The 17,158-nt window shown below is 59.9% G+C and carries 15 protein-coding genes and 1 tRNA gene; 7 read left to right on the forward strand and 9 right to left on the reverse strand.

Features of this window, described 5'->3' with window-relative positions:
- Positions 1–64 precede the first annotated feature (64 nt).
- From AB5287_RS09330 to AB5287_RS09365, 8 genes are all read right to left on the reverse strand, one after another.
- A complete protein-coding gene (locus AB5287_RS09330) occupies positions 65–694 on the reverse strand; it encodes a LytR C-terminal domain-containing protein (protein WP_007051792.1) in 630 nt (209 codons plus the stop codon).
- 46 nt (positions 695–740) lie between these two features.
- The gene (locus AB5287_RS09335) at positions 741–1,691 is read right to left on the reverse strand and encodes a 4-diphosphocytidyl-2C-methyl-D-erythritol kinase (RefSeq protein WP_007051793.1); all 951 of its coding nucleotides are present in this window, start codon (positions 1,689–1,691) and stop codon (positions 741–743) included.
- Entirely contained in the window at positions 1,688–2,611 is a 924-nt protein-coding gene (gene rsmA, locus AB5287_RS09340) for a 16S rRNA (adenine(1518)-N(6)/adenine(1519)-N(6))-dimethyltransferase RsmA (RefSeq protein ID WP_007051794.1), read from the reverse strand. Before rsmA ends, AB5287_RS09335 begins: the two co-directional genes overlap by 4 nt.
- A 32-nt stretch (positions 2,612–2,643) precedes the next feature.
- A complete protein-coding gene (locus AB5287_RS09345; RefSeq protein ID WP_368221105.1) occupies positions 2,644–4,119 on the reverse strand; it encodes a G5 domain-containing protein in 1,476 nt (491 codons plus the stop codon).
- A gap of 315 nt (positions 4,120–4,434) precedes the next feature.
- Positions 4,435–4,508 (reverse strand) — tRNA-Thr (locus AB5287_RS09350).
- Positions 4,509–4,638: 130 nt separating this feature from the next.
- Positions 4,639–5,616 carry a disulfide bond formation protein DsbA gene (locus AB5287_RS09355; protein WP_100987034.1) on the reverse strand — a complete coding sequence of 326 codons (978 nt, stop codon included), beginning with the start codon at positions 5,614–5,616 and terminating at the stop codon, positions 4,639–4,641.
- A 176-nt stretch (positions 5,617–5,792) separates the two neighbouring features.
- Positions 5,793–8,012 (reverse strand): serine/threonine-protein kinase, encoded by a 2,220-nt coding sequence (locus tag AB5287_RS09360; protein WP_007056561.1) that lies wholly within the window; start codon positions 8,010–8,012, stop codon positions 5,793–5,795.
- A 606-nt stretch (positions 8,013–8,618) separates the two neighbouring features.
- Complete coding sequence (locus AB5287_RS09365) at positions 8,619–9,725, reverse strand: ATP-binding protein (protein ID WP_007056552.1); 1,107 nt, start codon at positions 9,723–9,725, stop codon at positions 8,619–8,621.
- Between AB5287_RS09365 and AB5287_RS09370 the strand changes: the two genes are divergently transcribed.
- On the forward strand, positions 9,724–9,873 hold the full coding sequence (locus AB5287_RS09370; RefSeq protein ID WP_007056563.1) for a hypothetical protein: 150 nt from the start codon (positions 9,724–9,726) through the stop codon (positions 9,871–9,873). The two genes, AB5287_RS09365 and AB5287_RS09370, sit on opposite strands and share 2 nt — an antisense overlap.
- Positions 9,874–9,917: 44 nt before the next feature.
- Here the strand turns inward: AB5287_RS09370 and AB5287_RS09375 are convergent, their stop codons facing one another.
- Positions 9,918–10,718 carry a potassium channel family protein gene (locus AB5287_RS09375; protein WP_256755323.1) on the reverse strand — a complete coding sequence of 267 codons (801 nt, stop codon included), beginning with the start codon at positions 10,716–10,718 and terminating at the stop codon, positions 9,918–9,920.
- Between the two features lie 161 nt (positions 10,719–10,879).
- Between AB5287_RS09375 and AB5287_RS09380 the strand changes: the two genes are divergently transcribed.
- From AB5287_RS09380 to nrdF, 6 genes are all read left to right on the forward strand, one after another.
- A complete protein-coding gene (locus AB5287_RS09380; protein ID WP_131288366.1) occupies positions 10,880–11,560 on the forward strand; it encodes a DUF3990 domain-containing protein in 681 nt (226 codons plus the stop codon).
- Complete coding sequence (locus tag AB5287_RS09385; RefSeq protein WP_007054640.1) at positions 11,544–12,194, forward strand: helix-turn-helix transcriptional regulator; 651 nt, start codon at positions 11,544–11,546, stop codon at positions 12,192–12,194. The genes AB5287_RS09380 and AB5287_RS09385 overlap by 17 nt, the downstream gene beginning before the upstream one ends.
- A gap of 587 nt (positions 12,195–12,781) precedes the next feature.
- A complete protein-coding gene (locus AB5287_RS09390) occupies positions 12,782–13,048 on the forward strand; it encodes a glutaredoxin family protein (protein ID WP_007051803.1) in 267 nt (88 codons plus the stop codon).
- Entirely contained in the window at positions 13,045–13,503 is a 459-nt protein-coding gene (gene nrdI, locus AB5287_RS09395; protein ID WP_165502019.1) for a class Ib ribonucleoside-diphosphate reductase assembly flavoprotein NrdI, read from the forward strand. Before AB5287_RS09390 ends, nrdI begins: the two co-directional genes overlap by 4 nt.
- A 115-nt stretch (positions 13,504–13,618) precedes the next feature.
- Positions 13,619–15,814, forward strand: coding sequence for a class 1b ribonucleoside-diphosphate reductase subunit alpha (gene nrdE, locus AB5287_RS09400; protein WP_007054636.1), 2,196 nt, complete (start codon positions 13,619–13,621; stop codon positions 15,812–15,814).
- Between the two features lie 311 nt (positions 15,815–16,125).
- On the forward strand, positions 16,126–17,118 hold the full coding sequence (nrdF, locus tag AB5287_RS09405) for a class 1b ribonucleoside-diphosphate reductase subunit beta (protein WP_007051806.1): 993 nt from the start codon (positions 16,126–16,128) through the stop codon (positions 17,116–17,118).
- Positions 17,119–17,158: the final 40 nt, after the last annotated feature.

Here is a 17,158-nt window from a genome sequence, read left to right on the forward strand (position 1 = left end):
AAAAAACCGTACGCTGAATACGTGTCAGCGTACGGTTTTTCGCGAAGATGAAGCTGTATGCGCCTTACTGCGCCGTGTATGCGTCGTGTTTGGTGTCGGCGGGCAGCTTGGTCATGCTATCGGCGGCCTTGCAACCCTCGATATTGGTGATGGTCTTACCGGATTGCGGGGAGGAGTTGGTGTCCTGCAGATCGTTGAACGTGGCGCCGATGACCACATCGATGAGCTGATCCTCGCGAGCCGTCATGATCATGGTGGCGTCGGTGAAATTGCCGATCAGCGTATACGCCTGATTAATGGCGTTCTTGCCGAAGTAGATGGTGGTGCGTTCAACGTCGGTGCTGGAATAGTTATCGATTTTCTGCACGCTGAATCCACGATTGGCCAAAGCTTCACCCACGGCCTTGGCGAATTGGCCGTGAGAGGTGCCGTTCATCACGCGAATGCCGACCGAAGCGTTGGACACGTATTGCGCTTTGCCGCTGCTGTCCTTGACCGCGCACGGCGCCGCGTTGCCGTAATTCGGCTGGCTGGCCGGAGTCTCCACTTCGCCGAGGCCGAAAACGTGGAAATTGAACAGTAGGGCTATGACCAGCACTACTGCCAATACCGCGCCGCTGATGGAAAAGACGATGGTCTGGCGGCGGCGCACGTACGCCTTGCGGGCTTCACGTTCATCAACCTGATACGTCATCGGTGGACTTCTTTCATGGGTCGGGTGGCTGGTTGCTACCTTAGCGTCACTGTCTGACGCTGATATTGGGGTGTTCGGGAGATTTGGCTCGAATAATACGATCGACCACAGCTGTATCGCGCCACACCTCGATAATGCGTTGTGCCGCTGCCTCGTCGGCGGCGAAAGCGACCACTGAGGGGCCGGATCCGGAGACGAATGCATGGCTGGCACCCGCCTGCGTGGCGGCGTCGATGGCCTGCCCGCTGCGGGGATGCAGGCTGATTGCCGCAGCCTGCAGATGATTGCGGTCGCCTTCTGCGGCTCCCACGATGTCAAAGGTGTGGTAGACCTCAGGAGTGCTGAGTTGCGACTGGTATGCGCCGACCAATACTTCGCCGCTGAATCCCTGTTCTATCAGCGCCAGCTCATCGCGGCTGCCGGGGGCGATATCCGTGATGCGTTCGCCGAAACCGGTGCCGTATGCAAGGCCACCGGTCAGGCAGAACGGCATGTCCGCGCCCAACGTGGCAGCAATGGTGCGCAGGCGCTCTATGGGCCAGTTCAGCTCCCAGAGACGATTGACCGCCAGCATGGTCGCCGCGGCGTCGGCTGAACCGCCGCCTAGTCCGGCACCCACGGGAATGCGCTTGGTGATGGTCAACGCCACATCCGGCTCGCGCTCGGCCGCCTGGGCCATGGCGAAGAGGGCCAGTACCGCATGGTTGCGGCGCATGTCGCTGCGTGAGGAGGCCAAGTCGCCCAAATAAGCGCCTTCGAGCTCCAGAGAGAATCCTGCTCCGGGTTGCTTGGCGGTTGCGGTGACGGTGTCGTATACGCCGATTGCGCAGTAGATGGTGTCCAGTTCGTGGCGTCCGCCCCATTCGTCGTGAGCAGGTCCCACTTCCAAGGTGAGATTGGTTTTCGCCGGGCAATCCACCGTAATGGTGATGGGGGAGAGCTCATCGGACTGATGTCGGGCAGCGGCTGAGCGTGGATGTGAGATTACCGGACTCATTGTGCCTCATCTCCATCTCCACACGATTCGATGGCCTTGGCCAGAGCGGTGAATTCGGCGATGGTGAGCGTCTCTCCTCGACGGGTCGGATCGATGCCGGCGATGGAGAATGCCTCGGAGGGCGCAATGGTCTTCAATGCCGCGTGCAGGGTCTTGCGACGCTGACCGAATGCCGCATCGATCAGACGAAATACGAGTTCCCGTTGTGTGCCGTCGTCTGTGCTGTTCGCAGTTCCCGGGGCAGCCGGGTCATCGGCCTGATACCGGGTGAATTTGACGAGCGCGGAATCCACATTGGGAGCCGGCCAGAACACATTGCGGCCGATGGTGCCCACCCGTTCGGCGGTGCCATACCAGGCGAGCTTCACGCTCGGCGTGCCGTAGATCTTGGAACCGGGCTTGGCGGCGAGTCTGTCGGCCACCTCTTTTTGCACCATCACCAAGAACGAGCCGAGGTTGTCGAAACGCTCCAACAGCGTGAGCAGAATCGGCGTGGCCACGTTGTACGGCAGATTGGCGACCAGCGTAAACGATGCGTCATCGCTGAAATCAGGCACGTTCTCCGGGGTGACGGTTAAGGCATCCCGATTGACGACGGTGAGTCGTGACGTGGCTTCGGGCATGAATTCGGCGACTGTGCCCGGCAGTCGTTCGGCCAGCGGCGGATCGATTTCGACTGCGGTCATGGTGGCGCCGGTTTCCAAAATCGCCAGCGTCAACGATCCCAGGCCGGGGCCGACTTCCATGACATGATCGGCAGCGGTCACTCCCGCCTCGCGTACGATACGACGGACCGTGCCGGGGTCGATGACGAAGTTCTGCCCGAATTTCTTGGTGGGGCTGATGCCGGCATCGGCCGCGATACGACGGATATCGGCGGCGCCTAACAGGTGACCGGTGGCGGGAATGGTGTCGTTCATAAGCGTGTGTTCCTTGTGGGCTTCGTAACCGATCAGTACCAACCGATTTGTTCGGAATGTTGCCATGCCTTGGACGGGCTGCCGTATCTTTGTGCGATGTACCACAGACCCCAATCGATCTGTACGGCGGCATCGTCACGGTAATTGGCGCCGAACGCAGCCATTTTGTCTGCTGGTAGCGACTGAGGAATGCCGTAGGCGCCGGAGCTCGCGTTTTCGGCATACCACAGCCATCTGGACTCGCGGTTCCATAGTTTGACCAGGCAATCCCAGTCGTTGCCTGTCCACCCGCGCTGCGCGGCGGCACCGGCGGCATAGGCCTGAGCCTGGGCTACGGTCGCATGCCAGAGTCGACCGGAAGGCGTGGTGGTTGTTCCTGAATCGGAGCCAGAAGAGCCGGAATTGTTGTTCGTACCGCCGCCGGTGTTACCGGTGTTGCCGGAGTTGCCGGAGTTGCCGGTGTTGCCAGTGTTACCGGTGTTGCCAGTGTTACCGGTGTTGCCAGTGTTACCGGTGTTGCCAGTGTTACCGGAATTGCCGGTGTTGCCGGCATTGTTGTTGGACGACTCGTGCTGATTGTTGGAACCGGAATCGGCCTTGCCGTTATCGGCGGAGTCGGATTTCTTATCGGAACCTTTATCGGTATCAGACTTGGCGGCGCCTACGGCGATGATCTGGTCGATGGCCATCGAGGTGACGGTCTCCGATTTCAGCGTCTCCGATTCGGCCACGCCATCCACATAGGTGACGTCGTACACCTGCGTCTTCTCGCCGTTGACGCCCTGCTGGCGCACATCGGCTTGCCCTTCAGCCAGATTCGGGTCGATGATGGTCTGGGTGGAGAACGGAATCACGGACGTGCGCGTCTCCTCGCCGTGGGTCACGCGGCGTACGCGCAGAATGGTCTCGTCGCCGTCTTTCTCAACGTTGACGCGATCCTCCTTGTTGAGCACGATGCCCTTGGAATCGAGGATGGAGGCGGCCGGCAGCTTGCCATTGGGGGCCACCGAGCTTTTGCCGTCGGCGATGACGGTGACCGGCCCGGACTGGTTGATCACCAGGCCGCCGGTGAGCTGGTTGTACACGTTCTTGATGTCGACGGTGATCTTCGCGGCGTTGTTCTGGTTTTCCTCGAAAAATCCCAGTAGCTGGTCGGCACTGGTGGCCACGGTCCAGAAGGGAACGGACGTGCCGTCGATGTTGATAGTGGTCTGGTAGGCGGACTGTACGGTGACCACGGCATGATTGGCGAGCTGGTCGCCGGACGAGGTAGTGACGATATCGTGGGTCTTGATATCCACCCCTTGTTCCTCCAGAAGACGGGTGGCCGTCATCGCATATGTGGTGACTTGGGTGGTTTGCCCGTTGATGTTCAGGGCCACGGATTTACGCGCGGTGAACGCGAATGATCCAGCCAGCGCGATACTGGTCGCCGCGATACAGGCGATTACGCGGATGCGACGCAGTGTAACAAACCGCTGCGGGGTCCAACGCCGTGCCATTGCCATACTCTTCCTGCTGGGTGAACGATTACGCCACCCATCGTAACGGTTGTTCCGGCCCGTACTGCGGTTTCACCGGCCACCGTCACCATTCCTGCTCGTCAGATTGTTCTGAGCTCAAAAAAAGAAAAGAAAAGGGGGGCGGGAGAGAAGGGGATGTTCCCGCCCCCTTGAAGGCGCGGAGCTGGTTGGGGGACGCTCCGCCCTCATTCCAGGAAGCCCATAATTGGGGGAAGGCTCCTGGAGTACTTACCCAAGGTAAGAATTATATGCGTAGAAAAGTCTACGTATCACATAATACGCCATTTTTTCTGCGCGACGAGCCTCTTGTCGGGATCGAACCGACGACCTGCCGCTTACAAGGCGGCCGCTCTGGCCATCTGAGCTAAAGAGGCGATTGTTCTTAACGCGTAAATCGTTGCGAACAAATGACTAGTATACCGGTACTTCCCGAGTGGTCAATTTAAGCCGAGCCGCAGGCGGTATTGCATATGTCGCGGCGTCAACTTATTCGGCCACGCAGCATCAGGAGGCGACCGAAATCGGCTTTCCGCTGGCACCGATGGATGGCATTTTGCCTTCCACGCCTACCTGGTCAGCATCCAGCCCAATGGACTTGAGGAAGCCGTCCACCATATTCGTGTCCGCCAGCGTGAGCTGCTTCAGATCCCAGTATTCGCCGTTGATGGTGAGTGTGGGGGAGGAGAAGGCGCCGGAGCTGTTGAACAGTTCGGGGCGCAGGATCGTGTAGTTGTTGGAGGCGGTGAGCCAGTCGAGGTATTCGTTCTTGCCGCTGAACGCCGCGGCGGCCACATCCTCGCTCACGCCGGCCTTGACGGCCTGCTTCTCCAGCTTGGCGTTGTTTACCGGCTCGTAATTGGACAATTCGCCCGGCTGGAAATCCTCAGCGTAGATGTTGGAGAGGTAGCTCATGAGGTGGTCGGGATCGTCATCATGCTCGGCAATGTAGATGGCACCGTTGAACACGCGGTTGGAGTAGTTGTCGGAGCTCTTGTTGTTCTGGAAATTGAGGAAGTGCAAATCGATGTTGAGCTGGCCTGCGTTCATCAGCTTGACGAGCGTCGGGTCGAGTTGGCGGTTCACCGAGGCGCAGCCGGGGCACAGCGGTTCCATGTAGATGGATACGGTGGGAGCCCCCTCGGCTTTCTGGCCATACCCTTTGTTGGAGATTACGAAGCCGGCCTTGTCGTCGGCGTTAGCCGGCTGGGTACTGACTTTCTTGAGCTTGCTATAGGCCTCGTCCACGGTCATGTTGCTTTGCTGGCTACTGCTGCTGGTGTTGGACGGCCGCATAGCCTTGTATACGGCGAATCCAGCGATGGCCACCAGCACCACAATAATGGCCACCACAATGCAGCCGATGATGGTCTGCTGCTTACGCTCCTTGGCTGCCTGCTCGGCCCGTGCCTGCTGGGCGGCCTCCTCGGCCGCTCGGCGCTCAGCGCGTGTGGCACGCTTGGCTTGGTGCTTCTGATCTGACATGGATATCCCCTTGAGATCGCTTCGGTGTTTGGCCCCATCATAATGACCGGGCCTGAGGAGGACTGCGCCCAGAGCTGATCTGAGGTGAATTCCCTGTAAAAGTGTGACGGAACGAACGTATCGGATACACAACGGCCATGTGTGCGGATGGCTGATGTGTGAGATTCCGCCCCGCTCTAGGCGAACGGCATCCAGTTGATCGGCATGCCCAGAATCGGCATCGCGCACAAGGCCACGGTGATGATGGCCCATATGGTGAACAGCACGGTGCCGCGCCCGCCGCCCTTGGGCGCCGGCGCCACTGGAGCAGGTGGAGCCCCACCCACTTCGGTGGATGGGGCGCCCGCCGGGCGACTGTGTTTGAGCCCGCGCAGTACGCCGCCCCCCAGCCGAATCATCATCGACTGTGGGGCGAACACAGTGACCAGCCAGCCGATGGCCATGAAACCGCCCAGCGCCAGCCCGGAAGCGGAGAACGGCACATCATTGAGCAACGGCACCGGAATACCCCAATCCGCGGTGAAATACCAGGAGATGGTGTGAACGGGCAGTGCCAGAGCCGCGGTGGCCACGGCGGTTCCCGCCATATAGATGATGACTAGCAGCAGTATGCGGGGAATGGCCAGCAGCAGGGCTTTGACCAGATGCCAGGGAAAAGTCGCCACGCGAATCCACGAATCGGAGTTTTTGCGCTCGCCGCCGCGTTTGCCCTCGCGCTCAAGCTGGGGTTCGGTGTTATAGGCCAGGGTGAGCAGTAGCCACAACAACGCAGTGGCCGCGATGATGGCCACGAGCGGAGCATTTGCCGCCAGTGCCGCCAGCGGCGCCGCCAGCAGGATCAATGGCAGGGTGCCGCGCTGCAGATATTCCCCTCGCTTCACGTCCACCGGATTGGGCATGGGAGGATTTTGGACCATGGTTTCGGTGGGGGCCGCTTGGGCGGTTTGGTCGATGATGCGCTGCAATGCCGGGCGAATGGCGGGGTCCACCGCTGTGGGCTGGTTGCTTGCGGGATCCCAGCTGCTCTGGGCGGTGCCGGACGGGGGGAATGATGACGGCTGCGGCGTGGGGAGTACGGTGGTGCGCTCGGCCATTGGCGTGGTTTGGTCCGGCATCGGTGTGGTCGCGCCGGTGAGTACCTGTGTGCCGGCGTCGTCGGTGAAATCGGCAGCAGCGTCGGGCAACAGTTGCGTGGCCTGCTCCGCACCGGCCGGCGGACGTGGCGGCATATCGGCTAAGGGCAGCGTGGCGGTAGCGGCGCCAGCCGGCGAGAATACGGCGGTTTCGCCATCGCCGTTATCGCCCTTATTGCCGGAGAACACGGCCATGGTGGGAGCCTCAGCGGCTTCCTCGGCCGCGCGCCAGATGGTTCGGGGATTATTGCGGTCAACGCCGCCGGCCGCGCCAAAAGGGGGCATCGCCTCCGCGGCTTCGGCAACGATCGCAGCCGGTTGTCCAGCCACGGCTCCCGCGGCGAACGGTCCCGCCTGCTCGCCCTGCCAAGCGTTGGGATTCAACGCATCCAAGGCGATGGCATTCAGCAATTGATCCGGCGTGCAACGATCCCTGCGATCCGGGTCCAGTGCAGAACGGAAGGCAGCCAATGTGCCGGCCGGTAGTCCGGAAAGATTCGCGTTGCCCGAGGCCTCGCGCTCAAGTACCGCCATCATCGGCTTGGTGCCGAACACAGGCGCGCCGGTTGCGGCAAAAGCGAGCACGGACGCCACCGACCACCAATCGGTGGCGTCGTCGGATTCGGCACCGTCAATAATCTCGGGTGCGATGAATCCGGGTGTACCCATCACTAGGCCGGTGCGGGTCACGTGACTTTCGCCCTCGCCCATCGCGATACCGAAATCGACCAATACCGGTCCGGCGGCCGACACCATCACATTGGTGGGTTTGATGTCGCGATGGACGATGCCGGCCGCATGTACGGCTTTGGTGGCTTCGATGAGCTTGCGGGCCAAGCGTTCCAGATCGTCGCCCACATACCGGCCATTGGCGGCCACATCATCCTTAAGATTCTTGCCCTCGATGAGTTCAGTGACGATGAACGCCAACGTATCGTCGAGTTCCATATCCACGATGCCGCACACACCCGGATGATTGATCTTCTTCAAGGCCATGGCCTCGCGCCGCAGGCGCTCGCGCGGCGTGACATCGGGCTTGAGGTCGGGGTCGTGCAGGGCCGTGGACGCAGAGCCGGAGCCTGCCACTGACTCGTCGGTCAGGGAGTCGCGCAGAATCTTCATGGCATAGGTGGTGCCGCCGTCGTCGCGCACCCGCCACACCGACCCCATAGCTCCTGAGCCGAGCCGGGAGATCAGCGTATACCCACCAACCACTTCGCCGGGCTCAAGATTCAACGCGTTCAAATCGCTCATGCCCTCCATCCTAATGCCTTGCTGGTGCATTATTCTGGCTCTCTCCTGGGAGGCCGAGCTTGATATTTCTTGGCTCCCCTCTCTGAGAGGGGAGCCAAGAATAAATGCCGTTTACGTATTGAGAAGTGCCGTTTACGCCATTAAGGTCGATTGCCCTGACCGGATGTGGTAGCAAATTATGCGCTCGAAATGACAGGATAGGTGCGTGGGCAGGTGCGCCAGTCGTGAATTTGCGACTCTATAACCATCGGCATCAAGGATGTGTCGGCGGTGACCCAAAGGTGAGCCAGCCGGGCACATTCAACAGTGGCACAGCGATGCAAGGGCAGTATCGTGAGCCGCTGATCGAATCGATAACGATATCAGATTCGAATGCCGCGACTTCGCCGGTCGTACCTTCGAATACTTCTCCGAAGACGGCTACCTGTTCGGCGTGATGGCCTCCCAGCAGGTCGCTGGCGCTCAGGCCAAGGCCTGAGGTGTGTCTCCGATAACTGAATAGCTAAATAGAATGGACGGCCTGCTGAGCGCTACTCAACAGGCCGTCCATTGTGTATCTGAATGCGAAAAGTCATTATATGGAACGGAATATATCGATACTGTGCATTGTGCCGATTACTGATTCCGACGCAAGTATTCGCGCAGGAAGGGCACGGCAAAATCGACTTCGCCTCGTTCTGTTTCGCGGATAACGAAGGCGTCAAGGAGGCGTTTGCGGTAGGTGGCGGCATAGTTAGGCGTTTTGCCCATGCGCTGTGCAACATTCACGGTGGGAGAGGGACCATCTGACGCTGCCATGGCTTCGAGATACTCACGGTCGTTTTTGGATAAGCCTTGCAACTCCGGGATGCACACGGCGTTATCAAGGTCAATACGTGCTTCCTCGATACCTGCCGTAACATCAGCGTCGATGATGGTATCCGAGTCCCGCATGTCTGCGGCATCCCAGATATGGTAGCCAACCAGTTGAATCATATAGGGGTATCCGGCTGTCACATTGGCTGCAGTGCTTAATTGAGCGTCGGTGATGGACATGCCGGAGGCGCGGAATGTTGTGGCGAAAGCATCGCGCACTTCATCAAGAGGAATATCTGTGAGTATGTTCGTTTTCGCGCGACGTAGGAACGTGATGACTTCGTCATTGAACAAATCAGAAATCATCTGTGGGAGACCGGCGAACACGATGGCGATATTGCGTCGTTCCCTGATTTGATGCTGTATGGCAGTGGCGATGGCAATCATGTCGGATCGCTCAGCCGCTTGAGTCTCATCAATGGTGATAAGCAACCCAGCATGGCGCTTCTCAAGCGCATCCAACCGTCCGGCAATGGCACTTCTCAACGTTTCGGGCATACGCTTCGGGGATAGTTCGGCTTCTCCGAGGCCGATGCCCGCTCCAGCAAAAGTCAACGATGGTCGGATAGTGAGGTGGTCAAGGGCCCCTCGCCCGGTTCGTAAGGCATCAACAAGGCGTTCGCATAGTCCGGCAGAGGCCGTTTCTTCGATGACATCCCATCTGCGCGCTTTGGCCCGGTCTCCGAACACAGTGAGCATCACGGTTTTTCCGGTTCCACGAGCGCCGGTGACGAGCATAATGCGCCCTGGGGCACCGACTCCGTTATCGAGACCTTTCTCGAAATCGCGGATAACTTTGCCTCGGCCGATGAGCAGGGGCGGTTCCCCTCCTGCCGTTGGCTTGAATGGGTTTTCCTTTGCCTTCATGTGGACCGCCTCCTCGCTGAATCAACCTAAAATAAAAATTATCAAAAATATCAAAAAAATAAAAATTATCAAAAGTTGGGTTGAGCCGACTGAAGAAAACAGCCGTGGCGACAATGATTCTGCCGCAATCCGCGGTGACAACAACTGACGCGGACCTTCTTGGCAGAATCGTTGTTTGTCCCGCTTCGCCAATCAACGTCGCTCAAGTTCGGTGCGCAGACCGGCTACCGTAGCGGTCAGCTCACGCACTTCCTCGCGCAATAGGTCGATTTCGGGATTGGCTGATGTTGCAATAGCCTCTTGCGCGGCTTCCTTGGCCACTTCCTTCTCCCGAGCGTCCTCGCGCCGATCCGTCTCCAGATTGACCTGATCCACGATCCACGAGGCCAGCGTGGCCGTCACAATACCGATCAACGCGATGCCGGTGAACATCAGCACCACCGCAATGATCTTGCCTTGGAAGGTGACCGGCGAGAAGTCGCCATATCCCACGGTGGTCACGGTCACGAACGCCCACCACAACGCCGTGCCGAAGTCGGTGATCGTGGATCCGGACGCCCCGCGCTCCACGGAATACACGGCCAGCGCGCCCACGTACATGAGCATTCCCACCGCGCCGACCGCGTATACGGTGATGCGCCCGCGCACCGCCATGCCGGAGGTGCGGTTCAGCACGTGCAGCACGGTCAGCAAACGCAACAGTCGCAAGGGCCGGAGCATCGGCAGCGCGATGGTCAGCAGCGTGAACAGGTTGTGCTTGAACCACCGCCAGCGATCGTCGGCCAACCACAGCGAGACCACATAATCGACGACGAACACCACCCAGATCACGTTGATGACGGTTTCACACAGCGCGATATGCGTGCGGGAGAGAATCTCCCACGAATACACCACCAGAAACACCACGGACAGCACCATCAGCGGCCAGTCCGTCCACTTCTTCCACGTCTTCGGTCCCATATTCCGATTGTAGTGGCGCGCCCGCTGCGCCACTGCGGAGCATGACTCCGGACGTCAGTGTTGTATACGTTCGTATACATTTCACGTTGTGTACGAACGTATACAACAGTGTCTTTCACCTCGTATTTCCCTTATGACTATCACCACAGTGATATAATCAAGAATATGTAAGGAGAGAGAGAAGGAGCCGGCCAATGGAGACCGCATCGATCGAACTGTGGCATGGCTCTTCGCATGTCATCAAGCATCCTGAATACGGGCTGGTCAAGCCGAACAACGATTATGGCCGCGGATTCTATTGCACGCGCAGGGTCGAGCTGGCCAAGGAATGGGCGTGCGCGGGACTGGATGACGGTTTCGCGAATCGGTACACGTTGACCACGGACGGGCTCCTCTTCCTGGACCTGTCCCAGCCGCCCTACACCATCCTGAACTGGCTGGCCATGCTGGTCGAAAACCGTCGTTTCCAGCCGACCACCGCCGTCGCCGCGCAAGGCATCGAATATCTGAAACAAGTGTTTCTGCCGGATGCCAGTCAGGCTGACGTCATCGTCGGATATCGTGCCGACGATTCGTATTTCTCGTTCGCCCGCGCTTTTGTCAATAACGCGATTTCCATCGACCAACTCGCTGAGGCGATGCGGTTGGGCGAGCTCGGCAAGCAGATCGTACTCGCCAGTCCTCAGGCATTCGCGGCACTGCGGTTCCAAGGCTGCGAAATCGCCCGCGCTTCGACCTACCACGGATTGCGTAACGAGCGCGACCGCACAGCTCGCGAAGCCTACCGCCGCAAAAGTGCAGAAGCCGATCTCGACGGCCTGTTCATGCGCGACATCATCCGCGAGAAAGTGACCAACGATGATCCCCGCCTATGATGAGACATACTTGCCGGACGCCATGGCCAACTTGGCCGGCGCCTTCGATTATGCGCTGAACGATTGCGGGTTGCCGGTCGGCCTATTCATGGACTTCTTCGCCACCTCCGAGGCGGCCGCGCTTTTCGGGCGAGGCACGCCCAAATACGTGTGTGGCATGTCCGGCGAGGAGCTGGTGGCCGAAATCATGCGGCAAACCGGTTGGGCGCGCATTCTCGATATGCCGCCAGCCGCACTGCGCGCCGGCTCAACACCCGAATACTGGGCCGGATGGGTACTCGCATACTGCCAATGGGCCAGGGGAGTGCGGTTCTCGGACATTCTCGATGTGCTGTCGCTCGACGATATCGTGCGACTGCACCCGACTCTGCACGAAGCCGACGAAAGCCGATTCGTCGACGTGTACGACGAGCGGGCCGCCCATAATCGCACCGAGGGCGACTCCCGGCTGCACACGATCCGCGTGCGCGCCGGACTCAGCCAATCCGGGCTGGCCCGCCGCTCCGGCGTTACCCTGCGCTCCATCCAAATGTACGAGCAGCGCCGCAAAGACCTTGGCAAAGCTGCCGTCTCCACCGTGCTCGCTTTGGCCCGCACGCTTGGCTGCCGCATCGAAGATCTGTTGGAGCCGTAAAGACGCGGAGTAGTATCGCGCCGCATCGATTCTGATAACTGAACAACTACTTTTAAGGCCCGGCCGGATGCTCGTTTGGACATCCGGCCGGGCCTTCTGGCTCCACACGGGGTGCCGAGGTATCCGTTCTCCGCTTCGAGGGGCTGATTTGGCCTTCCGTAGAGGTTTACTCCCGTTTCGAGGGGCTGGTGGCCCGCTAGAACACGGGTATAAACGGCTTCGCCCCACCGTCATTCCGCCATTTTGGGGATGCGCTTACTTGAGTACCAGCCCCTCGAAACGGAGATAGATCTCCGGAAAGGGTCAAAACAGCCCCTCGAAACTCAAGATGGCGGTTGCAGGGCGGTTGAGGATCAGTCGAAGAGCGGTTCAAACGCAAATGTGAACAATGCCACATGTGATTGGGCGGGTCGCTGCACGCCGATTTTCGGGGGTGCATGGGAATGGCGGAATATCAACGAAAAACCCTATATCTAGGTTTGTTATGTGACACGCGCCACTACATATAGTGCCTTGATTTCAAATCACACCGCTGTAATATGGCCTTCGCTTCACTGTTCATCAGAACCACATCAAGGGGAGTCGCCATGACCGTCACCGTGTTCACCAAGCCGCATTGCCCGCAGTGCGATGCCACCAAGCGCCAGCTCACCAAGCTGGGTGTGCCGTTTGAAACCGTGGACCTGACGCAGAACCCCTCCACCCTTGAGCAGCTGCAGGCCGCCGGTTTCCAGCAGGCTCCGGTGGTCATCACGCCGGACAACTCCTGGACCGGCTACCGCCCCGACCTGATTCGCGAAGTCGCCCAGCAGGTGGCCGCCGACAACCGCGCCGCCGCCACGGTGTCCGCGTGAGTCTGAGCCAGCCCGAATTCGCGGCCGAAGGCAAGACGATCGGCGCATTGGTCTACTTCTCGTCGGCCTCCGAAAACACCGCACGGTTCGTGGCCGGATGCCGTTTGCAGGACGAAGGCATCAACGTCTACCGCATCCCGTTGCGGGCCGCCGACCCGGCGCTAAACATCCGCGAACCGTACGTCATCATGGTGCCCACCTATGGCGGCGGCGTGGTCAAGAAAGCAGTGCCGATTCAGGTCAAACGCTTCCTCAACGATCCAGCCAACCGCGAGTGGATTCGCGGCGTCATCGCCTCAGGCAACACCAATTTCGGTGAGGCCTACTGTGCCGCCGGAGACATCATCGCCGCCAAATGCAAGGTGCCCTACCTCTACCGTTACGAACTCATGGGCACCCCGGAAGACACTGCCGCCGTGCGAAACGGCCTCGTCCGCTTCTTCACCGAACAGTAAATCTTGACCCCCTCGAGGTATTGGCTCCCCTCTCCGAGGGGAGCTGTCAACGAAGTTGACTGGGGGGAGCAACTGTCTGAGTAAACACACTTCTGCCATATTCCAAGGATTTCCAATGACTGACCTCACCGCCACCGGCCTGCCGCTCGACAATACTGCCGACACCGCAGCGGAACAGTACGACCCGGCGCACGATTACCACGCGCTCAACGCGATGCTCAACCTCTATGACGCCGACGGCAAGATCCAGTTCGACAAAGACAAGGCCGCCGAACGCGAATACGTGACAGGGCACGTGGCCACCAACAGCAAGCGGTTCGCCTCCACCGCCGAGCGTCTCGAATACCTGATCAGCAACCAGTACTACAACCCTGCGGTCTTCAACCAGTACTCCGCTGAATTCCTCGACCGCATCTACGAGCACGTGGAATCCGCCGGCTTTGAGTTCGGCACTTTCCTTGGTGCGTTCAAGTTCTACACGTCCTACGCGCTCAAGACGTTCGATGGTCGCCTCTATCTTGAGGACTTCCCGCAGCGTTGCGCCGCTGTGGCCCTGGAGCTCGCCGCCGGCAATGAGCAGCAGGCCATCGAATACGCCGACGAAATGCTTGCCGGCCGCTTCCAGCCCGCCACCCCGACCTTCCTGAACCTCGGCAAGGCCCAGCGTGGCGAACCGGTCAGCTGCTTCCTGGTGCGCATCGAAGACAACATGGAGTCGATTTCGCGCGGCATCAACGCGGCCCTCCAGCTCTCCAAGCGCGGCGGTGGCGTGGCCCTGCTGCTGAGCAACCTGCGCGAGCTCGGTGCCCCGATCAAGCACATCGAGAACCAGTCCAGCGGCGTGATTCCGGTCATGAAGCTGCTGGAGGACTCCTTCTCCTATGCCAACCAGCTCGGCGCACGTCAGGGCGCGGGCGCGGTGTACCTCAACGCCCACCACCCTGATATCCTGCGCTTCCTGGATACCAAGCGAGAGAACGCGGACGAGAAGATCCGCATCAAGTCGCTGGCTCTTGGCGTGGTGATTCCGGACATCACGTTCGAACTGGCCAAACAGAAGGCCCAGATGGCCCTGTTCAGCCCGTACGACGTGGAGCGCGTGTACGGCAAGCCGTTCGCCGACATCTCCGTTACCGAGCATTATGACGAGATGGTGGCCGATGACCGCATCAAGAAGACCTACATCGACGCCCGTAAGTTCTTCACCACCATCGCCGAACTGCAGTTCGAATCCGGCTACCCGTACATCGTGTTCGAGGACACGGTCAACCGCGCGAACCCGATCGAAGGTCGCGTGACCATGTCCAACCTGTGCTCGGAAATCCTGCAGGTTCAGGAGCCGAGCGCATACAACGAGGACCTCACGTATGCGCATGTCGGCCGCGACATCTCCTGCAATCTGGGTTCGCTCAACATCGCTAAGGCGATGGATGGCGGCTTGGGCCACACGGTGGAGACGGCGATCCGCGCACTCACCTCGGTGGCCGAGCACACCAGCATCAACGCGGTGCCTTCGATTCGCCGAGCCAATGAGGAGGGCCACGCCATCGGTCTCGGCCAGATGAACCTGCACGGCTTCCTGGCCCGCGAAGGCATCCAGTACGGTTCTGAAGAGGGCCTCGACTTCACCGACATGTACTTCATGACCGTGGCCTACCACGCCTACCGTGCCTCGCACGCGCTCGCCGTGGAGCATGGCCGCACGTTCGCCAGCTTCGCTACGAGCGACTACGCCAAGCCGGCCGGCCAGGGCAACTACTTCGACAAGTACACCGATGGTCGTCGTTCGCTCACTCCGCGCACCGAACGGGTCCGTGCGCTGTTCGAACAGTACGGCATCGCGATCCCGACTGCGGCCGACTGGGAGGCCCTGCGCGACGCGATTCTGAAGGACGGCATCTACAACCAGAACCTGCAGGCCGTGCCGCCCACCGGCTCGATCTCGTACATCAACCATTCCACGAGCTCGATTCACCCGATCGCCTCCAAGATCGAGATTCGCAAGGAAGGCAAGATCGGGCGCGTGTACTACCCGGCCGCCTACATGACCAACGACAACCTCGGGTACTACAAGGACGCCTACGAGATCGGCTGGAAGGCCATCGTCGACACGTACGCCGAGGCCACCCAGCACGTGGATCAGGGACTGTCGCTGACGCTGTTCTTCCCGGACACCGCCACCACCCGCGACCTCAATAAGGCCCAGATCTACGCCTGGCGCAAGGGCATCAAAACCCTCTACTACATCCGCATCCGCCAGCAAGCCCTGGAAGGCACTGAAGTCCAAGGCTGCGTCTCCTGCATGCTCTGATCGTTCGAGGGAGCGTATACCGCCTTTCTTCGGCACTCGACGTACCTTCGTACGCCTTCGGCCTCAGACGGCGGTCTCCGCACGCATTGAACAACCAGAGAGCCGTTGTTACTCCCCTCACTCGGCTAACGCCGACAGCTCCCCTCAGAGAGGGGAGCTGGCCGCGAAGCGGACTGAGGGGGGGCTCCACCATCTAAGGAACCAACAATGTCACGAACCGTCTATAGAGCACTGCTCCGGCTGACCGCGCCGGAGGAGTTCGAAAACAAATCCAACGACGATAACGACAACGAGTAAAAGGAACACTACTCATGGCACCTATCTCCATTCCGCGCAAACCGCTGAAACTCATCGACCGCGTCTCCGCAATCAACTGGAACCGCCTCGAAGACGAGAAAGACCTTGAGGTCTGGGACCGCCTGACCGGCAACTTCTGGCTGCCCGAAAAAGTCCCCGTCTCCAACGACATCCCCAGCTGGCAGAAGATGACCGAGGACGAGCACACGCTCACCATGCGCGTCTTCACCGGCCTGACCCTGCTTGACACCATCCAGGGCACGGTCGGCGCCGTCTCCCTGATTCCGGACGCGCTCACCCCGCACGAGGAGGCCGTGTACACCAACATCGCCTTCATGGAATCCGTGCACGCCAAAAGCTACTCGTCCATCTTCTCCACCCTGTGCTCCACCGAACAGATCGATGCCGCATTCGACTGGAGCGAGAACAACGAGTTTCTGCAGAAGAAGGCGGAGATCGTGCTCGACTACTACGAGGGCGACAACCCGTACAAGCGCAAGGTGGCCTCCACCCTGCTCGAGTCCTTCCTCTTCTACTCCGGCTTCTATCTGCCGATGTACTTCTCCGCGCACGCCAAGCTGACGAACACCGCCGACGTGATTCGTCTGATCATCCGCGATGAGGCCGTCCACGGCTACTACATCGGCTACAAGTACCAGAAGGGCATCGCCCAGCTGAGCGATGCCGAGCGTCTGGATCTGCAGGACTACACGTACGACCTGCTCAACGAGCTGTACGACAACGAAGTGGAGTACACCCAGTCGCTGTACGACCGCGTGGGCCTGACCGATGACGTCGAGAAGTTCCTGCGGTACAACGGTAACAAGGCGCTGATGAACCTCGGCTACCCGGCTTTGTTCCCGGCTGAGATTTGCGATGTGAACCCCGCGATCCTGGCCGCCCTGAGCCCGAACGCCGACGAAAACCACGACTTCTTCTCCGGCTCCGGCTCCTCCTACGTGATGGGCAAAGCCGAAGAAACCGATGACGACGACTGGGACTTCTAAGGGTTTCGCGGTCCGCGAACCCGCAGCGCCGCCGCGTTCG

It is taken from the genome of Bifidobacterium sp. RTP21102st3_E2_RTP21102_210122, from assembly GCF_040916945.1.
Classification (GTDB): domain Bacteria; phylum Actinomycetota; class Actinomycetes; order Actinomycetales; family Bifidobacteriaceae; genus Bifidobacterium; species Bifidobacterium longum.

What these genes read in the sequence shown, in the direction of transcription:
- AB5287_RS09330 (WP_007051792.1), bottom strand. Translation starts at nt 694, where the DNA reads ATGACGTATCAGGTTGATGAACGTGAAGCCCGCAAGGCGTACGTGCGC.
- AB5287_RS09335 (WP_007051793.1), bottom strand. Translation starts at nt 1,691, where the DNA reads ATGAGTCCGGTAATCTCACATCCACGCTCAGCCGCTGCCCGACATCAG.
- rsmA (WP_007051794.1), bottom strand. Translation starts at nt 2,611, where the DNA reads ATGAACGACACCATTCCCGCCACCGGTCACCTGTTAGGCGCCGCCGAT.
- AB5287_RS09345 (WP_368221105.1), bottom strand. Translation starts at nt 4,119, where the DNA reads ATGGCAATGGCACGGCGTTGGACCCCGCAGCGGTTTGTTACACTGCGT.
- AB5287_RS09355 (WP_100987034.1), bottom strand. Translation starts at nt 5,616, where the DNA reads ATGTCAGATCAGAAGCACCAAGCCAAGCGTGCCACACGCGCTGAGCGC.
- AB5287_RS09360 (WP_007056561.1), bottom strand. Translation starts at nt 8,012, where the DNA reads ATGGAGGGCATGAGCGATTTGAACGCGTTGAATCTTGAGCCCGGCGAA.
- AB5287_RS09370 (WP_007056563.1), top strand. Translation starts at nt 9,724, where the DNA reads ATGTGGACCGCCTCCTCGCTGAATCAACCTAAAATAAAAATTATCAAA.
- AB5287_RS09365 (WP_007056552.1), bottom strand. Translation starts at nt 9,725, where the DNA reads ATGAAGGCAAAGGAAAACCCATTCAAGCCAACGGCAGGAGGGGAACCG.
- AB5287_RS09380 (WP_131288366.1), top strand. Translation starts at nt 10,880, where the DNA reads ATGGAGACCGCATCGATCGAACTGTGGCATGGCTCTTCGCATGTCATC.
- AB5287_RS09385 (WP_007054640.1), top strand. Translation starts at nt 11,544, where the DNA reads ATGATCCCCGCCTATGATGAGACATACTTGCCGGACGCCATGGCCAAC.
- AB5287_RS09390 (WP_007051803.1), top strand. Translation starts at nt 12,782, where the DNA reads ATGACCGTCACCGTGTTCACCAAGCCGCATTGCCCGCAGTGCGATGCC.
- nrdE (WP_007054636.1), top strand. Translation starts at nt 13,619, where the DNA reads ATGACTGACCTCACCGCCACCGGCCTGCCGCTCGACAATACTGCCGAC.
- nrdF (WP_007051806.1), top strand. Translation starts at nt 16,126, where the DNA reads ATGGCACCTATCTCCATTCCGCGCAAACCGCTGAAACTCATCGACCGC.